At 69.7% G+C, this 19,958-nt stretch carries 18 protein-coding genes; 14 read left to right on the top strand and 4 right to left on the bottom strand.

The genetic code is table 11. From position 1 onward, the window contains the following. Positions 1 to 39: 39 nt before the first annotated feature. The 14 genes from ABT300_RS02850 (at position 40) to ABT300_RS02785 (ending at position 14,922) form a co-directional block, all read left to right on the top strand. Positions 40 to 423: a hypothetical protein gene (locus ABT300_RS02850; protein WP_351671148.1), complete on the top strand. Its 384-nt coding sequence runs from the start codon at positions 40 to 42 to the stop codon at positions 421 to 423. Next, positions 420 to 1,223 (top strand): SPDY domain-containing protein, encoded by an 804-nt coding sequence (locus tag ABT300_RS02845; RefSeq protein WP_351671145.1) that lies wholly within the window; start codon positions 420 to 422, stop codon positions 1,221 to 1,223. Before ABT300_RS02850 ends, ABT300_RS02845 begins: the two co-directional genes overlap by 4 nt. Before the next feature lie 26 nt (positions 1,224 to 1,249). After that, the gene (locus ABT300_RS02840; RefSeq protein ID WP_351671143.1) at positions 1,250 to 1,606 is read left to right on the top strand and encodes a hypothetical protein; all 357 of its coding nucleotides are present in this window, start codon (positions 1,250 to 1,252) and stop codon (positions 1,604 to 1,606) included. Continuing rightward, complete coding sequence (locus ABT300_RS02835; RefSeq protein WP_351671325.1) at positions 1,597 to 2,418, top strand: SPDY domain-containing protein; 822 nt, start codon at positions 1,597 to 1,599, stop codon at positions 2,416 to 2,418. Before ABT300_RS02840 ends, ABT300_RS02835 begins: the two co-directional genes overlap by 10 nt. A gap of 169 nt (positions 2,419 to 2,587) precedes the next feature. After that, on the top strand, positions 2,588 to 3,004 hold the full coding sequence (locus tag ABT300_RS02830; protein ID WP_351671141.1) for a hypothetical protein: 417 nt from the start codon (positions 2,588 to 2,590) through the stop codon (positions 3,002 to 3,004). A gap of 2 nt (positions 3,005 to 3,006) precedes the next feature. Then, entirely contained in the window at positions 3,007 to 3,783 is a 777-nt protein-coding gene (locus ABT300_RS02825) for an SPDY domain-containing protein (protein ID WP_351671139.1), read from the top strand. Positions 3,784 to 3,814: 31 nt separating this feature from the next. Further along, complete coding sequence (locus ABT300_RS02820; RefSeq protein ID WP_351671137.1) at positions 3,815 to 5,611, top strand: type IV secretory system conjugative DNA transfer family protein; 1,797 nt, start codon at positions 3,815 to 3,817, stop codon at positions 5,609 to 5,611. A 56-nt stretch (positions 5,612 to 5,667) separates the two neighbouring features. Then, the gene (locus tag ABT300_RS02815) at positions 5,668 to 6,555 is read left to right on the top strand and encodes an SPDY domain-containing protein (RefSeq protein ID WP_351671135.1); all 888 of its coding nucleotides are present in this window, start codon (positions 5,668 to 5,670) and stop codon (positions 6,553 to 6,555) included. A 234-nt stretch (positions 6,556 to 6,789) separates the two neighbouring features. Next, entirely contained in the window at positions 6,790 to 7,725 is a 936-nt protein-coding gene (locus tag ABT300_RS02810) for an alpha/beta fold hydrolase (RefSeq protein ID WP_351671133.1), read from the top strand. A gap of 23 nt (positions 7,726 to 7,748) precedes the next feature. Beyond that, a complete protein-coding gene (locus tag ABT300_RS02805) occupies positions 7,749 to 8,621 on the top strand; it encodes an adenine nucleotide alpha hydrolase family protein (protein ID WP_351671131.1) in 873 nt (290 codons plus the stop codon). Then, the gene (locus ABT300_RS02800) at positions 8,618 to 9,892 is read left to right on the top strand and encodes a DNA cytosine methyltransferase (protein ID WP_351671129.1); all 1,275 of its coding nucleotides are present in this window, start codon (positions 8,618 to 8,620) and stop codon (positions 9,890 to 9,892) included. The genes ABT300_RS02805 and ABT300_RS02800 overlap by 4 nt, the downstream gene beginning before the upstream one ends. Beyond that, positions 9,892 to 11,019: a DnaB-like helicase N-terminal domain-containing protein gene (locus ABT300_RS02795; RefSeq protein ID WP_351671127.1), complete on the top strand. Its 1,128-nt coding sequence runs from the start codon at positions 9,892 to 9,894 to the stop codon at positions 11,017 to 11,019. The genes ABT300_RS02800 and ABT300_RS02795 overlap by 1 nt, the downstream gene beginning before the upstream one ends. 68 nt (positions 11,020 to 11,087) lie before the next feature. Then, the gene (locus tag ABT300_RS02790) at positions 11,088 to 12,458 is read left to right on the top strand and encodes an SPDY domain-containing protein (protein WP_351671125.1); all 1,371 of its coding nucleotides are present in this window, start codon (positions 11,088 to 11,090) and stop codon (positions 12,456 to 12,458) included. Between the two features lie 226 nt (positions 12,459 to 12,684). Further along, complete coding sequence (locus ABT300_RS02785; protein WP_351671123.1) at positions 12,685 to 14,922, top strand: helix-turn-helix domain-containing protein; 2,238 nt, start codon at positions 12,685 to 12,687, stop codon at positions 14,920 to 14,922. A 135-nt stretch (positions 14,923 to 15,057) separates the two neighbouring features. Here the strand turns inward: ABT300_RS02785 and ABT300_RS02780 are convergent, their stop codons facing one another. From ABT300_RS02780 to ABT300_RS02765, 4 genes are all read right to left on the bottom strand, one after another. Next, positions 15,058 to 15,690 carry a hypothetical protein gene (locus ABT300_RS02780; protein WP_351671121.1) on the bottom strand — a complete coding sequence of 211 codons (633 nt, stop codon included), beginning with the start codon at positions 15,688 to 15,690 and terminating at the stop codon, positions 15,058 to 15,060. 333 nt (positions 15,691 to 16,023) lie between these two features. Then, complete coding sequence (locus ABT300_RS02775) at positions 16,024 to 16,548, bottom strand: hypothetical protein (RefSeq protein WP_351671119.1); 525 nt, start codon at positions 16,546 to 16,548, stop codon at positions 16,024 to 16,026. A 1,084-nt stretch (positions 16,549 to 17,632) separates the two neighbouring features. Beyond that, a complete protein-coding gene (locus tag ABT300_RS02770) occupies positions 17,633 to 18,379 on the bottom strand; it encodes a DUF5655 domain-containing protein (RefSeq protein ID WP_351671117.1) in 747 nt (248 codons plus the stop codon). A gap of 293 nt (positions 18,380 to 18,672) precedes the next feature. Next, positions 18,673 to 19,806: a methyltransferase gene (locus ABT300_RS02765; protein ID WP_351671115.1), complete on the bottom strand. Its 1,134-nt coding sequence runs from the start codon at positions 19,804 to 19,806 to the stop codon at positions 18,673 to 18,675. Positions 19,807 to 19,958: the final 152 nt, after the last annotated feature.

Raw genomic sequence — 19,958 nt, 5'->3', positions numbered from 1 at the left:
CCGCCACCACCACTGACCGACCCCCTGACCCGGAGGAGCATGTCCCACCCCGCCCCCTACCCGGTGCGACTGGCCGACGAGATCACCCGCCAGCTCGGCCAGCTCGCCGATCACCTCTCTCAGCTTCCCCCTCCCCAGGCCGCGCAGGTCATCGCCCGAGTTCTCGATCCGGACGCCGGAGTCCTCGGCGGCGTCGCCCACCTCGTCGCCACCGGCAGCGTGTTCGCCAAGGACCAGGCCGAACGAGGCGCCCTCCCCGCGGAGGTATGGCTCGCTCTGGGCCGCGCCTCGAACGAACTGCACGACATCACCCTCGACCTGGACGAACACAAGGACACCCTGCAGCACGTCGGCACCCAGCCCGCCACCACCGCGGCGAAGCCCCCGGCACCCGCACCGCTCGTCATCCGGCGGCACCGGTGAAGAAGAAGCAATGGCAGGGCTGGGGGCCAAGCGAACAGGCCGAGCAGCACTACCTTGTCCAGCCCCGGACCCTCGCCGGCGGCGGCGACGTCCGCCACGTCGCGGCGTTCCTGCGCGCCTCGGGATGGCGGGACAAGTCCAAGACGAACGGCCCCCTGCTCATGGAGAGCCCCGACCGCACCGTCCGTGTCGCCTACGACCCCTACGTCCTTCCCGGCGGGTGGACCATCCACGGCAGAGCGGACGGCCCCAAGGGCGAGTGGTCGGCGCACCTGGGCCGGCAGACCCCGGTGGAGATCGTCGCCGGTCTGACCGACGCCCTCACCCGCCCCCGCTCCGCCCACGCTCCCAACGTCTGGGCACCGTTGCAGGAGCAGAACTGGCACACGCGTTTCGAGGGCGAGCACTACACCGCGACCAGCCCCGACGGCACCACGTGGATGCAATACCACCACAGCCCCGACGGTATGGCGATGTGGTGGACCGGAGCGAAGGACAAGCAGGGAAACGGGTGGACGGCCAACTTCACGCCCAACACCCCGATGCACCTGGTGCAAGCCTTCTCGACCGAACTCGCCAGCCCCGATCCCGTGATGCGCCCGCGCGGACGCGTACCGCACAGCGCGCAGATCCGTACCTGGTCAGTCTCCGTCAAGCCCTCCCAGCTCGGTGCGTGGCAGCAGGCCCGGATCACGGCCGCCCGCGCCGCCACCTGGGCCCGCAACAGCGCCCGAAGCACCCGGCCACGCACCACCGCCCGTCCCTACACCCCGGCCGACGGCGCCCGGACCCGCCGCTGACCCGATGCCCCGTCCCAAGGAGCCCGATGCCCGCACTCACCCCGGACACCATCCACACACTGACCGAAACGCTGTCGGACCTCACCGACTACCTGCGCGAGAACCCCGACCCCGTGGAGGCCCTCGCCCTCGTCGAGCCTCTCCTCGACGAGTACACGGGCCTGCCCGTCCAACTCGCCGACACGCTGCGCGCCCTCGCCCGTGCCCTTCAGAACCACACGGACGTCCCGCGCACCGCGCAGGTCGACCTTCTGATCACCGAGTTGCGCACGGCCGCGTGGGAGCAGACCGACCAGCACACCCTCCACTACGTCCTGGACGACCTCCGCGACCTGTACGGCAGCGCCGGCACGAGCGAGCCGGGGTGCTGCTGGTGCCGCTGAGCGAACGGCAGCTCGCCGCGTACGCAGACAAGCACGCCGGGCGCATCCCGTTCGACACCAGCCCCCGCCACCTCGCCGGCCCCGGAGACGCCCGCCACGTCACCCACGGTCTGGCCGCCGCCGGATGGAGCGCCGTCTCTGACCCCCTGAGTGCCGAGATCGTCCTGCGCAGCCCCGACCTGCGCCACCGCCTCCAGTTCGACCCGCAGTCCGCCACCTCCGCGTGGTGGCGGCTGCGGGCGGAGCCCAACGACACCGGGCCCGGCTGGTACGCCGAGTTCGGCGAACTCGTGCCCGCCGAGGTCCTCGCCTGCTTCACGGACACCCTCGTCGTCCCGCCGCCACAGCAGCCGGACCCGTGGCAGGCGGTGACTGCGGCGGGGTGGCACCGCGACTCAGACGGCACGGCGTACTCGCCGGACTCCATGTGCCACATCGAGCTGCGCCCGCTGAGCGAATTCCGCGACCGGCCGTCCTGGCACGTCGAGACCCGTGAGCCCGGCCACGGAGAGTTCCACGGCCCTCGCATCTGGCACGCCTACTTCGACGAACGCACCCCCGCCCACCTGGTCGGATCGTTCCTCACGGCGCTGGCCGACCGTAGCCCCCTCCAGCGCGGCATGTATGACCGCACCGGCCATTACAGCGCTGTGCAGGAGCCCAGCCCACTGCGCCCACAGCAGGTGGTCGACGCCCACGCCGCGCGCCTCAAGTCCCTCGGCGCGCAGGCACGCTCCGCCCGCCGTCAGCAGACGAAACCCGCGACGACCCGGGCGAACGCCAGCACCGCGCAGTCGGCCGCTCGCCGCTGAACCGACAGGACTCCTCCCCATCTCCTTCGACCACCACGCACACCGCGACTTCCTGCGCCACCTCGACGACTATCTGAGCGACAGCAAGAAGATCCTCGACGCCTGGGACGCCTACTCCGACGAGCACACCGACCTCGACGGCTGGCCTTACGACGACCACGCCTACGGCATGCGCGCGAGCCAGCGCGACGCCGACACCCTCACGGCGTTCGAGCCGCTCCGCTACGGCGCCCGTCACCTGCTGGCCACCGCCGAGACACAGCTGGCCCTGCTGCCGGAGAACACGGTGCAGAGCCGCTGGGTCTACCAGTTGGGCGTCCTGCGCGACGCCCTCGACCGGCTCGACGAACTGCACGAGCAGTGGCTGGAGACCCGAGACGCCCTTCCCGCCAGCGCCAAGCCCGGCACCGCCGACTTCGACGACGCCCTCGCCGAGCATCACGCCGAATCGTGGAGCTACCTCGATGACTGGGCCACTCACGGCAAGGCGCTCCGGGAGATCAACTCCGCTGCTCGCAAGGCCCGTTCGCCTCTGGCCCCCATACCGGTCCCCGCCCCCGTCCGGCGGATTGCGGCACGGAAGTGAGCATGCCCCCGGCTCCCGAGACCGTCGAGGTCGACTTCATCGCACGTCGTCACCTCGCGGGCGGCGGTGATCCCGCATGGATCACCGTCCCCCTCCACCGTGCCTGCGGCTGGAGTCACGGCAACGACCCCCTGATGCCGCGCGTCCTGCTCGCCAGCCCCGACCAGAAGGCCCTCCTGCGCCTGGAGCCCGACCTTGACGGACAGTGGTGGACCGTGAGCCACGCTGCGGAGCCGGACCGGCCCGCCTGGTACGCGAGCTTCGGCGCCCGCACGCCCGTCGAACTCATCGCCGCCGTCACCGACACCCTCACCGACTCCGCCTCAGCAGTGAGCGCGCCGTCCGACCCGTACGAACCGCTCCGGCAGATCGGTTGGTCACCGTACGGCGACGACGGCCTCGTATCGCCCGACAAGGCGGCGTACGTCGAGCGCCTGGGAACGCCGGATGATCCGGGGGCCTGGTTCGTCACCGTCACGCTCGGCCTGCATCAGAAGGTGTGGCAGGCCCGCTTCGGCGAGCACACTCCCGCGCGCCTGGTCACCGCGTTCACCGCCGCGCTCGCCGATCCGGCCCCCGTAGCACGCACCGACAGCGTGCGCAGTCTGCCGACCCATGACCCGAATGTCGTCACCCGCCGGACCACAGACGTGCTCGCCGTACTCGTCGCCGGGGCGCTGGAAGAACGCGTCCACACCCTCGCTGCCCGGCAGACCGCCCCGCCGACCAAACCGATGCCCTCGGCGCCTGCGCCGGTCAAGAACGGCCGCAGTCGCTGATCCCCCGTCCCCGCCCGGAAGCACGTAGCCCTTGCCCTCTTCCTCCTCCTCGAACAGTTCCACCGACGGGTACGACCTCGTTCTGCGCCTCCTCCTCGGCGTACTCGCGATCGTCGTCCCCCTCGCCCACCTCGCCTGGCTATCGGGCAACATCACCGCCTACCTCACCGGAGCCGACTGGGCGCCGTACCAGCCGACCGCCGCCCTGCTCCACCCCGAGCAGGTCTGGCCCGGTGCGGGAGAAACGTCCCTGCTGATCGGCGCCCGCATCGTGCCCGTCCTTCTGCTCCTCGCCCTCGGCGCGGCGGTCGGCGTCGTATGGGCCCGGCACAAGAGCCGCAGCGGCGGCCGGAAAAAGAAGATCACAGACATGGCCAAGGCCCGGGACATCGAGCCTCTGATGGCCAGGGCGATCACCGACAAGGCCCGCTCCCTGCGGCCGAGTCTGAAGGACGCCAAGAACATCGACGCGAACGACACCGGCATCCTCCTGGGCAACCTGCAGGGCACCAGGCACGAGGTGCGCATGGGGTTCGAGGACGTCGCCGTCGCGATCATGGCACCCCGGTCCGGCAAGACGACCTCGCTCGCGATCCCCTCCATCCTGCACGCCCCCGGCCCGGTGCTGCTCACCAGCAACAAGGCCGCCGGCGATGCCTTCACCACGGCCTACGAAGCGCGGGCGAAGGCGGGACAGGTGTGGACCATGGACCCGCAGCAGATCGCCCACGCTGCCCGCGAGATGTGGTGGAACCCCCTGGCCGGCGCGACCACCCTGGACGGGGCGAACCGGCTGGCGGGGCACTTCCTCGCCGCGAGCGTGGATGCGTCCCAGCAGGGCGACTTCTGGTCCAAGGCCGGCAGCAACATCCTGTCCCAGCTGCTCCTGGCCGCGGCTCTCGACGAGCGGCCGATCACCGACATCCTGCAGTGGCTCGCCTTCCCTGCCGACCGGACCCCGCTCGACATCCTCCGTGATCACGGTTTCGCCGCCGTCGCTGCGCAGTTGAAGGGCACCGTCGAGGGGCCGCCCGAGACCCGCGACGGCATCTACGAGACCGCCCGCCAGTACGCCGCCGCACTGCTCAACTCCGAGATCGCGGCCTGGGTGACGCCGCAGAAGGACGTCCCCGAATTCCAGCCGGCGCAGTTCGTCACCTCCACCGACACGCTCTTCCTGCTCAGCAAAGACGGAGGCGGCGGCGCCTCCGCGCTGATCGCGGCGTGCGCGGACTCGGTGATGCGCGCCGCGACCGCCCAGGCCGAACGCGCCGGCGGACGCCTCGACCCGCCCATGCTGGCGATCCTCGACGAGGCCGCCAACGTGTGCAAGATCAGCGACTTGCCGGATCTGTACTCCCACCTCGGGTCGCGCGGGATCATCCCGATCACGATCCTGCAGTCCTACCGCCAGGGCCAGAAGGTCTGGGGCGACGCCGGCATGGACGCCATGTGGTCCGCCTCGACCGTGAAGGTCATCGGCTCCGGTATCGACGACCCCGACTTCGCCGACAAGCTCAGCCGCCTGATCGGCGACCACGATGTCGAGACCACCTCGACCTCCCACTCGGAGTCCGGCAAGTCGACCTCCGTGTCTATGCGGCAGGAGCGAATCCTGCCCCCCGACGCGATCCGGGCCCTGCCCAAGGGCACCGCGCTGTGCTTCGCCACCGGCATGCGCGCCGCGATGCTCGACCTGCGTCCCTGGTACCTGGAGCCCGGCGCCGACGAACTGTCCGCCGCCTCCGCCCGCGCGTCGAAGGCCATCACCGCCCGCGCCATAGCCAAGCACGCACCCCACCAGGGCGACTACGGCACGGCAGCCTGACCGGACTGCGACACACCCCCGGATCGCGCTCACCGTCCCCAACTCTCCGGAGCAATATGGCTCTCACCGACCACCACGACATCTTCATCGGCTCGACCGGCGACGGATGGACCTTCGTCGTCCTCAACCGCCCTCTCCCCAACGCCGCCCGCATCCTGACCGGCGCGGGATTCACCGCCCGCGAGCACCAGGGCCGCACCCTCTACCTCCTGCCGCCCGAGACCGCCGAGGACGCGCACGAGCGCGCCGGTGTCGCGGCCTACGGGCTCATGGCCCACACCCTGGACCTCGTCGACCTGGCCTGGACCACGCGCCAGCACAGCACAAGCCCGGATGCCCAGCCCGACGTGACCATCCGCTTCACCGACCACGCGGTCACCGCGACCGCGGCCACGGGCCAGGCCAGCGCCGTCCTCGTCCAGTACGGCTTCGTACCAGCGGTGGCCCAGCGGCAGTACGCGCTGCCATCCCGACTCGGTGAGCGCGATGCCCTCAGCGCTGCTGTCCGCGCCGAGGCCCACCTCTACGCCGACGGCGTCAGCGTGCGCATCGACCTCGGCATCGCGACCTGGCAGGACATCCCACCGGCGCCATCCCGCCCCGGTGCCGCCCCCGAGGCGCGGCGGGCGCTGTGGGAGGCCGACTTCCACAGCGCCACCCCCGCCCACCTGGTCGCGGCCTTCGCCACGGCCCTCGCCGATCCGGCGCCGGTCTCCCGTGAACGCGCCTGCGTGCCGCGCGAGTGCCACGCCCACCTGCGCCCGCTGAAGCCGGACGCCCCTGCGGCACCCCAGGCCACGGCGGCGCCCACGCCGCGGGACCTCGCCCGTGCCCGGGCGGCTCGCGGTCCTGCACTGGCGACCGTCAGCGTTCCTCGCTGGTCGACCACGACACGGCCGCCCGCCGTTGCTGCCCCCGCCGTCACGCCGGGCCCGCGCCGCTGAACATGTCCGCCGCCGGGATCCAGCCCGACACAGCCACCGAAGGCCGCAGCTGTACGGGCTGACTGGCCGGCCCTCTCGTGGCCGCCTCCCCGCCGCCCAACCCAGTACGGCGGCAAGCGCAGTCCGGTGCCGGACGGGCGGTTCCACCGCCCCGGCGCGAACGACGAACGGCAGCCCCCTACTGATCCCCGTTTGGGAGTCCTACCTGTGCGCAACCCACCTTCTGCCACTGAGGTGTTGTCGGTCTCCGCCGCAGACGGCACTCGTCTGTCCGCCTACCGCGACACTCCGGTGCGCCCGCGTCCCGGCGGCGCGACGGTCGTGCTGGTGCACGGTGCGTCCGTCACCGCGGACCTGTGGCGTGTCCACGCCCGGCACCTGACCAGCATGGGCCTGACCGTCGTGCGCTACGACCAGCGCGCGCACGGTCACACCCCGCGCGGCCAGGCACCGCTGACGATCCGGCAGCTCGCCGACGACCTGCACCAGATCCTGACCCACCTCGTCCCCGACGGGCCGCTCGTGCTCGCCGGCCATTCCCTGGGCGCCCTCATCCTGCAGGAACTCGCCGCCCTGCACCCCCAACACCGGGCCCGCGTACGGGGCATGGTGCTGCTGTCGGCCACCGCACGCGGGGCGAGCGTGCTGCCCGGCCGCAGCCCGCGTGCCCTGCTTCTGGCCACCGGACGCAGCCTGTTCGCCCTGACCTGCACCCACGCTCCCCAGGCCGTGGACCGGCTGCGGCACCGGCTGCCCACCACACACCCCTACAGCCTTGCGCCCCACCCTGAGCGGCCGGCCGACGGGCCACCGCCGTGCCGCCACGGTATCCGCCACACCCACACCCGCGATCTCGCCGACCTGTGGCAGTGCCTGCGTGGCTACCAGCCGCGCGACGCCACCGTGCTCAACCAGTTCGGCGACCGGCTGCTGCTGATGGCCGGCGCGGACGACCGGCACATCCCCGCCGCCCACACCAAGCAGCTGGCCGCCCAACTCCCTGCCGCCCGCCTGGAGATCCTCCCCCGCACCACGCACGCGCTGCCCATCCGCCACCCCGCGCTCATCAGCGACCGCATCGCCCGCCTCGCCGCCGAACCGGGCCCCCACCCTCCTCACCCCCAGGACCGATCATTTCCGAACTCCCTGCCTTCCGAGCAATTTCACTAGGTGCCGGTATCCAGTCCAGCGCCATGCTCGCCCTCTCCGCACAAGGCATACTCCCGAAGGTCGACTACGCAATTTTCGCCGACACGGGCTGGGAACCAAGAGCCGTTTATTCCCACCTCGACCGACTGGAGCGAGAAATAGCTAGACCCGCAGGCATACCAATCCTCCGCGTATCGTCCGGAAACATACGCAAGGATGCCCTGGACCCCGACCACAGATTTGCGTCAATGCCACTCTACGTCCTGAACAAGGACGGAAAGCCGGGCATGACCAGGCGGCAATGCACCGGGGAATATAAAATAAAGCCGATCAAGAAAAAGGTTCGCGAAATACTCGGCTACCCCTATCCGATACGCATCCCAAAGGGCGTCTTCGTCGAGCAGTGGGTCGGCATCTCCACCGACGAATTCCACCGGGCCAAGGACGCCGACGTCAAATATATGCGCAACCGGCACCCGCTCATCGACATGGGCTGGTCACGGTCCGACTGCATCCGCTACCTGACGTCGCTCGGTCTGGCCGACACCCCGAAATCGAGCTGCCTCGGATGCCCGTTCCACGGAAACGCCCAATGGCGCAACATCCGCGACAACTCCCCGGCGGAATGGGAGGACGTAGTGGAGTTCGACGCGGCCATCCGCAAGGGAAACGCCCGCGCCAACGCCACCGGCAACCGTCTGCTCGGCGAGGCGTTTCTCCACCGCTCCCGCGTCCCTCTCAGCGAAGCCCCGATCGATCACGTCACCGCCGCCGAATGGGCGGCGATGCAGCAAGAACTCACCGAGAGCGGACCGGACCTTCAGGAGCTGGAGCAGGGCGTCATCGACGGCTGTTCCCCGTGGGCCTGCCGCAGTGAAGTCGAGCCAGTACAGGACGACTTCGGACTGACCTCTTGACCATCCTGGACCTGTTTGCAGGACCGGGGGGATGGAGCCACTCACTTAACGTCCTCGGCGTACAGGACGTGGGCCTGGAATGGGACGAATGGGCCTGCAAAACCCGCGCGGCAGCAGGACAGTTGACCATTCGCACCGACGTGGCGCTGTATCCCGTGTGGCCCTTCCTCGGAAAAACCGCCGGGCTCATCGCGAGCCCTCCCTGCCAGGCATGGTCCATGGCCGGCAAGCGCCTCGGCCTGGTGGACCAACCCCTGGTCCACCAGGCGGTCGCCGACCTCGCCACCGGCCGCGACACCCGCACGCAACTCCTGGCCGCCTGCCGCGACGAGCGCTCCCTGCTCGCGGCCGAGCCGATGCGCTACCTGCACGCCCTCAACACGGTCGGCGAACCGGAATGGGTGGCCATGGAGGAGGTCCCCGACGTGCTGCCGCTGTGGCGCCAGTACGCGGCCGTCCTGCGCGGCTGGGGGTTCTCGGTCTGGTACGGGATCCTCAACGCCGCCGATTTCGGCGTTCCGCAGACGCGAAGGCGGGCGATTCTGCTCGCCTCCCGGGTCCGTACGGCACAGCCTCCAACGCCGACGCACTCACAAGTCGCCGAGCCCGAATCACTGTTCGGTCCGGGCCGCGCCCGCTGGGTGAGCATGGCCGAGGCGCTCGGGTGGGGCGCGACCGACCGGCCCGTCCCCACCGTTTGCGCCGGGGGCGGGCCCGGCGGCGGGCCCGAGCCTTTCCCTTCGGGCTCCCGAAAGACGCTGTCCGATGCCCGGGAGCGCGGCACCTGGATGCCCCGGCCGAACGGAGTGGTTCTGCAGTCCCGCCGCGAAGGCGCAGGGTGGGCGGCGCGACACGGCACCCGTGAGAACCGTGCCGCCAACGCTCCGGCGCCGACGTTCACCGCCGAGGCCCACCGTTGGTCTTGGTCGCTGCGCAGCAACAACCAGGCCAACGCCACCATCCGGTCCATCGAGGAGCCGGCGGGAACGCTGTTCTTCGGACACCGCGCGAACGAGTGCACGTGGGTCGCGGAACCAGCCGCTGCGCCGACACCGAACACGGAGACCCCCACCGTGCCGGAGCCGATCCGGATCACCGCCCGCGAGGCGGGCCTCCTGCAGACCTTCCCCGCCGACTACCCCTGGGCCGGCAACAAAGGCCAGGTCTTCGGCCAAATCGGCAACGCGGTCCCACCGTTGCTCGCTGGCCATCTCCTCGCCCCGCACCTCGGCGTCACCCTCGACCCCGACGACTTCACCTTGGCTGCCTGATGCCCCACAGCCCCGAACCGAACAAAGACGACCTCGACGACCTGCCCGACACACATCCGCCGCAGCCCGTGCGCTACGCCGAGCAGGCCCTCCTCGGTGCCCTCCTCCTCGACCCGCATCGGCTCGGCAGCGTGACCGGGATTACCGCCGACTCGTTCTCCAACGCCATGCACGCCGCCCTGTTCGCCGCGATCAGCGCCCTGCCCCGGCCCGATCCGGCCGAGCACGCGAAGAACACCAAGTGGCTCAACCAGGTGCTCGCCGCCGGCCGCGAGCAGGCGCGCGGACTGTCCGTCTCATACCTGCACACCCTCATCCAGATCTGCCCCTGGCCCCGCCACGCGCCGGCCTACGCGCGCATGGTCGAGGCCGAACACGCCCGCCGCCGTCTGGAGGCCGCCGCGGAACGCCTCGTCCAGACCGTCCACGATGTCTCCTTCCCGCACCCCGTCCAGACGGTGCTCGCCGAGGCCGACGCGCTCGCCGCGGTCGTGGACGACATCGCGAGCCGCTTCCCTCCGCGCGCCGGCGTCCTGCCCCGCACCACGGCACCGCCGCTGGCTATCGCGCCCGACTACACCGAGGCGGTCGAGGAGGAGCAGCTGCTGCTCGCGACCGCCACCGCGCACCCCGCAGATATCGAGTCCGTCCGGTGGCTGCTCCCCGAGGACTTCAACCGGCCGCTGCACGCCGGACTGTGGCAGTGCCTGACCGCCCTCGCTCGCCGCCGCGAGCCCGTCGACCCCGTCACCGTTCTGTGGGAAGCCCAGCAGCGCGGTCTGCTGGACGACGGAAGTGAACCGGGCGAGGTGCTCCGCCTGCTGGCCGAACCGGCCGGGTCCGTGGAGCACTGGGGCGAGCGGGCCCTGCAGCGTTCCCTCCTGGCCACCGCCGAGCACACCGGCCGGCGTATCGAGGCGTACGCCGGCGACCCGGCGAACACCCCGTTCCAGCTCGTCGTCGGCGCCCGCCGCTCCCTCGCCGACATCGGCGCCGTCCGCACCCGCTGGCAGCACGCCACCGGAACGGTCCCCACCTCACGACCGCGCCCCGCACCCACCATCCGTGCCGGTCCGCCGACCACCACAGCCGCGCGCCCCGCCCGCGCCGCGCGAGCAACCCGATAGCACCCCGCATACGCCAGTGGCCGGACCCACCCAAGGCCCGGCCACCGGCAGAAGAGACGACACCCAACGTGACTCCCACCATCGACGCCCACGTCCGCCTCGACACCCACCCCACCCATCCCAGCGCCGTGACCGCCGTCCTGACCGGCGCCCAGGCACACATCGCCCACCTGGGCCTGGAGGCAGCCGACTGGACCGTCGTCGCCGACAACGTCCTGGCCCTGGTCCGCATCGACCACGAGGAACCCCACTGGGCCCAGGACGCAGCCCAGCGCCTGTCTGCCGAAGGCATCACCGTCGAGATCACCCCTCGGCTCCGGGAGGCCATGGCCGAGGAATGGACCTGGGCGAACTACCCGATGCCCTGGTGCACCCGCAGCGAAATCCGCGAGGTCTCCAATCAGGCGCAGAAGATCCACGACGACATCCGCCACGGCCACCTCCTCATCCACGCCCACGCCCACGACGGCCACACCACCGTCGCGGTCGGCACCTACCTCCACCGCAACGGCAAGTCCGTCTACCTCCACGGCGAGGACCACCTGCGCCAAATCGCCGACACCTTCGACTCACCCGCTGGGGCCATGGTCGCCTTCGAGAAGATCCACGGCGCCGAGATGCGCCCCGGCCCGGCGCCCCTGACCGACACCGAACGCGCCGCCGCCGAAGCCCGCACCCCACTCGCCTGCACCACAGCCAAGCCCGAACCGGCCCGCCCGGAGCCGGAGACCGTCCCTGCCTACCTGGCCGATGCCGGCGACCACGACGCCATCCTCGACACCTTCCTCGATGCACACGGCGACTGGGAGAAGTGGCGCACATGGACCGACGACACCACCCACGCCATCCACGAATCACAAACCCTGCGGATCGAACGCGTCCACGAGGCCGACCCTCGCGAGACGGCCTGGACCGTCGCCGCCTATGAGTCCCCCGTCTCCGACCGGATGTGGCACCTCACCCTGACCGGCGCCACCCCGGCCGCCGTCCTTAAGGCCCTTCTGAACGGGCTTGCCGAGGAAGACGCCTGGGAAACCGCCATCGGCAGCCCGGCCACCGAGAAGACCGTCACCGCAGCCACCCGCCCCCTCGCCGACGCCGGCTGGAAGCACACCGCGGACGGACGCTGGATGCGCTGGGAAACTCGCAAAAGCGATGTAGGCGTCCAGTTCGACGCCTTCGCCGCCCAGAACCCCCACAGCATCCTCGCCACCTGGACCCTGTGGGCTGGCCCAAGCATCGAGCACCCCACCTGGACCATCACGGCCTCCTCCTACACACCCGCCGCGCTCCTGGCCGGCCTCGCCGAGAACCTCGCCCACGGCACCGGTATGCGGACGCACACCCCCGTGAAGGTCAAGTCCACCGTGCACGTCACCACCACCCCCACGGCGCTACCTCCGACAGCCACCACAGCTCAGCCCAGCCGATCCCGCTGACGGGGCTTGACCGATCGCGTGTCTCCGCAGCTCAGAAGGCCGTACTGCGGGTCTCTACGAACGGCCGCTTTCGTATGACGGACACGCGTGAAGCTCCAACGCTGGTGATCACCCCGGGGGTGCTCCGTCCCGTACGGGTGGACTCCCGTCGTACCGGCGCGACCCATGACGCTGCCCTGCAAGACTGTCCGTGCTAGCTCAGGGTGGACGGCAGGACGGGCATGAGATGGCCGGCACGACAAATGACCCCTTCGGCGCCTACACCGAGGAGGCCGAGTTCTTCCACGAGCTTCCCCAAGGCGACCTCGACGAGTACCTGCGGCCGTTCGAGGCAGGACTGCTGATGGCGGCCGGCCGCATGCTGGCCGTCTGCGCCTACCGCGACGCCTCACACGACGCAGACCGTCCCTTCGACCGCAGCGAGAAAGACGCCACGGCCACGGTGCTGAACCTGCTGCCCGAGACGTGCGACGACCAGGACCACACCTTCCGCAGGGATGTGGCGCGCGCCTTCTGGGACCTGGCTGACGACCTCGCAGCCGGGCGCGCCCCGCTACCGCGCTGCCAGGCCGAGACCTGGGCCCTCAAGGTCATGCTGGACGCAGCGCCCCGGATGTGCGCCGCCGACGACGAGGAACTGACCGCGGTCGGCGTGCCCGTCCCCTCGGGCACAAACGAATCCTCCTACCGGGCCCCGTACTTCGAAGAGGAAGCCTGGGCGTTCGTCATCGAGAACGCGAAGTACACCATCCCCGAGGCCCAGCCGCCGGCCTCCACCAAGAAGACGGCGCACGGTGCCGAGGAGGCTAGCGCGGTTTCGGAGCCCGAAGGCGGCTGGGACGCCCCCGCCTACTGGTTCTCCCCCTACGGCATCACCCGCCCCCGAGACGCCGAGCGAGGCCACCCGGACTGGGCCGACACGCCCGATCAGGGCCCCTCGCCATCAGGGCTGCCCAGCATCGAACGGGCCGCGCATCTCCTCGGGCTGGGCGACGACTTCGACCCGTGGCGAGCGGCAGATAGCGATGTGCTGCGCCCCCGGCTGCGGACGATGGCGGATACCTTGACTCCGCTGGCGGCCCGGCTGCTAACAGTGGCCGCCGAGATGGTGGCCGAGCGTGGCTGGCATGACCTGCTCGCCCACGGCGACCAGGTCTTCGCGCGCCCCGACGACGAGGACGATGCCTGGGGACTGGAGGAGTCCTTCCTTCTCCAGCTGCCGCCGCTGTGCGATGGCCAGTCCGCCGCCTGGCGCCTAGCCATGGTGCGAGCAGTACAGAACCTGGCAGATGACCTGCGCTCGGGACACGCCCCGCTGCCCACCTGCACCGCCGAGGAACTCGCGTTCCACCTGATCCTGTCCGAGGCCCAGATGGTCCTGGACTACCTCGACGACAACGATGGATACGCCCAGGCCGTGGGCCTGCCGACCGGCGACCGGTTCACCGTCCGCCACCGCACCTTCGACCACTGGCGAGAAGCCTTCCTGCAGGACGAAGACGTCTTGCTCCACTACGACCAGGCCCTCGCCGGCATCGCCGCCGACCCCGACCACCCTGTAAGCCAACAAGCCGGCACCGGAGACCTACGCCCCCGGGCCTGGTTCGCACCCTTCGGCAACATCCGCCCCCGCGCCCCTCGCCCCCTCACCGACCAGGACCGCGCACGCCTCGCCGACGCGGATCCCGACGTCTTTTTCGCCAGCACCCCGTCCCTGGCCGAAGCTCCCATCCCGTCCGCCGAGGCGGACACGGCCACCGTGCTGCCCGACGGGCTCCGCGATGAATTCGAGCACTTCACCGGCCTGGCCCAGCGCCGCTTCTTCGACGAGCCGTGCGCCATCGCTATGGCCGCAAGCCTGGACCGTCTCCTAACGCGGCTCTTCGACACCGACACCGTGGTGCCCTTCGACATCTGGCCGCTCAACCCCCGCGCCAGCGCCGTCAAGAAGGGTCTGCTGCTCGTCGACCCCGACTTCTGCCTTCAGGGATACACGCGCACATGGCGTCTGAGCGCCGACCGTACGGACCGCGCGGCACGCGAGTGGGCCGTCGCCCTCATGGAGGACTGCGCCAAGTACATCCTGGCCAACCACGGGCACACCGCCATGGACCGCCTTCGAGGCGGCCCGCCAGCCCCGCCCCTGGACCCCCAGCTCTACGACGTGCTCTCCGCTCGCCTGCGCGAACTCGCACGGGACCTCACCACAGCCGGCCTACTGCGCCACCGCACCCGCCACCTCGGCATGAGCAGCGCCCAGCTCGCCGAGGAAGCCATCCTCCCCGAGCCCCTGGTCACCGCCTGGCTCGCCGGTGCTCCCGTCACCCCCTCCCAGCTCCTGCGCTGCGCCCCGGCCCTGCAGTTGTCCGAAGACGTCCTACTCGAAGTGCTGGACGGCAAGCGAGACACGGCGTACTGGCCACTGCCTGTTCCGCCACAAGACCAGCAAGGCTGCCCCGAGTGATCACGTTCGGCGTGGACGCCCCCGCACAGCCTTTCGAGGACCATTGAATCGCGCAGCTAATCACTCACCGCTCGGCCTCGTAAAGAACTCGGACGCCGGAGGGTTCAGCACTTCAGTCGACTTCGCCGTAGCCGCTTAGAAGCACCGGACGGGGCCCGGCTCCCGGGGGATGGCGGCAGCGCGCTCCTCATCCGCCATCCGCTGCTGATCCCGCTTCAGGGCGTCCGATCGGGCTTCGGGGGTGACAGCCCCACCAACCGTGATCGCCGCCGTATCGGGGACATGGGTGAGGGAGTACCGGATGGGAGAGCGGCTGGAACGCGATGGCAGGTACAAGCGGGCGACACCGGGCGGCAGCTCGGCACGCAGCGCTCCGTGCCAGCGGATCCACAGCGCGGGACGCCCGCGGAGGGCCTCGTCGCGGAGCTTGTCCACGGCGGTGCTGTCGTCCGCACGGTCGATCTCCACAGCGACCGGAGGGCCGTCCTTGCGAACCAGGCGGAGATCCAGGTAGGCAGACCAGGGCGGCGACCAGTAGATACGGCAACCCCCACTCATCCGGCGAGGCGGGTCGATATAGCGCATCGGCGCCTCCCATCTGCACCTCCAGCCTGACGCCGTCGCCCACTCCGCCACTGCGCGGGTGATGCACAGGGTTGCCTCCTTACCGGTCAGGCCGGCGAAGGAGAAGCGGGTCTCGGACAGGTGTGTGCGTAAGGCCGCGGCGAGGAACTCGGGCTCGCCAGCCGCCGTCGGTTCGAGAGCCATCCGCCGATTCTCCGCCCAGGCACTGACAACAGCCGGGCATTGCTGCCGAACAGCGGGAACATGCACGGACTGAGCCCGACACGGCGTCCCCTGAAGTGCCCACCGTCGTCATCACGCGGGACGCGGCCAGCGGGTAGGCGACGCGATCGCTGTTGAGGGAGGACGGCGGCAAGCTTGCGGCCGATGGTGAGCCAGTCGACGCCGACGAGCGCTAGGTCGATCGCGTCAGCGCGGCGCTTCGCTATGGCGGCATGCTGCGCCTTGGTGGGACGGGCCACAGGCCGGGACCTCCGGTGTAGGCCCCCGCGCCCCGTTCATGATCCCACTACCGGGCTATGAAGACCGTTCCTCTGCCCAGCCGTAGACGCCTTCTGCCATCGGAGCCGTCCTCCACGCCACCATGGGCCCGCTTTTACCGTCAACGACGATCTCGTCGAATACAGCGGGAAGTACGCCAGCGGGCAAGGGCTCCACCACTTCTCGGTAGAGAGGATCTGTGACGGCCAGAACCATCGCGTCGGTCCGCTCGTGCATAGCCTGCCGGAAGGAGTACGAGTCCAGCAGCCGTGTCGCATCGTTCAGTTCTTGGCTCTGCCAGCCCTGCGCGGTCACCGAGCCGGCCTCGAAGGGGGCCATGGCAACTACGATTCGCAGCCTGACGAGCACGGAAGTTGGCATCATGCGGTTCATCTCGCGCAACTGGATGGGGCCCTGAAGCAGCAGCGATCGCAGGACTGGCACCAAGGGGAAGTTGCCATCGATCAGTTCGAGCAGCGAATCCCCGCGATCCGTTCGATGCCGGTGCGCCTTGTCGACACCAGCAGATGCCAACACGGCATCGGTGAAGTCGTAGACCACTTGCCGAATTTGCATCTGTACGGAGTCGCTGTGAGAAGCGAATCTCTCAACGTCGAGCAGTAGCGCCCACCCTTTCACCTGTCCTCCCTCCACCGGACTGCTGGAGGCAAGCGCGGACTGCTCCGCCTCGGCAGCGCAGAGCCACAAGGCGTGTATAGCCTCCAGTTGCTGCTCAACCGTAAGACTCGGCGCGCGCGACGCCAGGATCTCAAGGAGAGCGTCCACTACATGCCATTGCGGAAGCCGAGGGCTGCAGAAGGCATCGTGTATCGAACTCCGCGATACCCCCGCATCGCGCAACTCCTGGGCCATTGTCGTGAGGCTCGGACGACCCGCTTGGAGGTGCAGTCGGTGTAGAGCGTCGTTGAGCTCCCGGTGCTCCCGACCACTCAGCGTGGGTTTGCGCAGAACTCCCGGTCGCCCCACAGCCGCTCCTCGTCCAACGCCGTCCAGAACCGTCCAACAGCATGGCATCCCGGCCGAAGTTGGATGGGCTCATCCGGACATGTTCAGGGGTGACGTCTACCCGTCCATCGCCCCGAACCAGGCGGTGATGCTCGACGTACCGCCCGGACGGCCCGGTGGTACGCAGGAGGACGAACGACATGTGGACAAGGAAAACAGCCCAGCGGCTCGGAAAGGCAGCCCTGTTCTCGCTGATTCGTGGCGCCGCCACTGCGGTGGGTAGCGCCCTGGTGGCCGGCTGCGCGTGGTGGCTTCAGCGTCAGTAGCCGAACTCTGCCTAAGTGAGCCGGAGTTGTCCTGTGTCTGCCCCGGCCCCAAGGCTCCTGGGGCCGGTGACCATCTGAGCCAGAGGGCGAGTCCGGTTTCTGCGAGACAGCTGTCGAGCTCACTGCGACACCACGAGTTCAAGCTCAGCAGCCATGTCGCTCACGCTCGGGCATCAATTGCGGCGACCGAGGGGCGCAACATAGCCGAGGACCGCCGGTTAGCCAAACCGGCGATCCTCCGCATCATTGATGGTCCACCGCCACTACCTGCCCGTACGTCGGAAGGCGCCGCCACCACAACATCCACAGCCGCTTAGTCCCGCACGCATCCGCCTCACAGCTGCACGAGGCGGCTACCCCGCCGCGTAGCTGGCGCGGAAGAGGTCCACAGCCCGCTCCACGTCCCGCTCGGAGCGCAGCTGCACCTCCAGGTCGCCCGTGCCATGGTGACCGAGCCCCGTCACATCCCGGGTGAAGCCAGGCACGAGGTCGATCTCCCCCGGATCGGCCTTGAGGAAGACGAGGAGCTTGGTCTTCTGTGGCGGGCAGACGCAGGCGAAGTTCCGCAGCCTCTGATAAGCGCGGTACTGCTTGCGCTGCACCCGGCTGACGCCGTCACCGAGGCTGAGCAATACCTCGTCGACCGCCTCCGCCAGCTCCGCCAGCGCCCCGCTGTGCCCGCGGACAGGCGGCAGCACGGCCGCCCGCCGGCGAACCCGCTCGGCGGCCGACGTCCGTCCGCTGACAGATGCCACGGTCTCAAGACCAAGGAGGTCCTTGCCGAAGAAGCGGTAGCGAACCAAGTCGATGCTCCGTCGGTGCTCGCGTACGGCGTGCACGTCGTAGCGGGTGAAGTCGCCGGCGACGCAGATCAGCCTGGGCGCACTCCACAGCACCTGGGCCGCGGTCGTGGCCCCGAGCCGATCGCGGACCAGGTACTGGAACTCGGCCCGGTGGTCCATCAACCAGCCGAGGTAGAACAGCCCCTGGTTAATGACGCCGGAGTCCACACCCCGCTTGTACTCCACGACCACCGGCGCCCCGTTCTCGTCGAGGCCCAGCGAGTCGATCCGGCCGCCATGGAATCCCCGCGAGTTCACGATTTCTGAAGGTATCGAAATCTGAACTGTAGGTGCTGTTGGGGATTCGGAGGCTCTCTGACTGAGGGTTCGTGCCGCCGGCCCCTGCAGCTGGCGACGCGAACCCCACCGTTGATCAGCGGCGGCCGCAGCCTTCCGGCAGCCGGTCCACCCGCAAGATGATGAGACTCTTTGGAAACGCCAGTCCCGCTCGATGTACTCACTTCATTGCAGGTTCAACAAGAGGACGGCCGTCTACTGGATGCTGGCGCCGTTCGGCCTTGTTCACCCCCGGTGGCAGTCGACGCTGAGCGTCAATCGCTGACGAGACGCCAAAGCGATGTGACTTCCGCGGCCCGGGCGGCGTGGAGAGGATCGGCGGTGTCCCTCGCTTGTGGATGCCGTGGCCTGGTGTCAATTCTGTCCACCACGTGCAGGCTGGCGGCCTCGATGTCGGCCAGCAGCTCGCTGCGTGTCCTGAGCCCGAGGTGCTCGGCCAAGTCCGACAGGATGAGCCATCCCTCACCTCCCGGTTCGAGATGTGCGGTGAGCCCGTCCAGGAAACTCCGGAGCATGCTGCTGCCCGAGTCGTAGACGCCTTGCTCCACCGCGGAGGTAGGCCGGGCCGGAATCCAGGGCGGGTTGCAGACGACGAGGTGCGCCCGCGTGTCGGGAAAGAGACCGGGGCCCATGACGTCGATGTGCCCGGTGAGATGCAGTCGGCGGACATTCTCGCGTGCGCAGGCCAGGGCACGCGGGCTGATGTCGGTGGCCACCACGTGGTCGAGCCCCCGGCGGGCCAGGACGACTGCGAGCACTCCGGTGCCCGTCCCGAGGTCGAGCGCGGTGCGGCGACCCGCGCGACGGACCGCCGATGCGGGGAGCGGTGTCTGCGCAACAAGGTCGACGTATTCGCCCCTGACCGGGGAGAACACGCCATAGTGTGGGTGAATGCGAGCGCCGAGGGCCGGTACCTCCACGCCCTTCTTGCGCCACTGATGCGCTCCGACCACTCCCAGTAATTCGGTGAGCGAGACGGCCATCGGCTCGGATGGCGGACCGTACGCCTCGGCGCACGCCTGGCGCACGTCGGGAGCTCTGCGCAGGTCCAAGCAGTGATCCTCGTCCAGCAGAACGAGCAACCTGCCCAGCACGCGGGCACGGTGGCCGCGGGCCCGGCGGTGCAGGTGGAAGGACTCGGCCGGGCTGTCGCCCTGTTGGGGAGGTTTCCGGTCGATGCGGCGGCCCATCGCGTGTAGTAGTTGACGTGCGTTCTGGAAGTCGCCCCGCCACAGCAAGGCAGTTCCTTCGCAGGCCAGACGGTGAGCAGTGTCGGCTTTCATACGGTCGTCCGCGCCGATGACCCGGCGGGGAGGCGGTGTCGCGCTCTCGGAATGCCAACGGGCGGAACGGGGGGTGTTCGTCTCGGTCCAGCGGATGGTGGACACCACGTACTCCTCGTGATCGAACGTGCAGGGGCACGAAGAGCACTTCGACGAGGAGCAGGGCAAACGGCCTGTGCTGCAGCACAGGCTCGCGTGTCAGGGGGGGTAGGGCTACCGCTCCCGCGTCGAAGCGCGAGAGGAGAAGTCGCCGAGAA

It is taken from the genome of Streptomyces sp. NPDC001027, assembly GCF_040299045.1.
GTDB lineage: Bacteria > Actinomycetota > Actinomycetes > Streptomycetales > Streptomycetaceae > Streptomyces.
The sequence above is the reverse complement of the archived record's forward strand: the minus strand, read 5'-3'. Positions and strand labels throughout refer to the sequence as shown.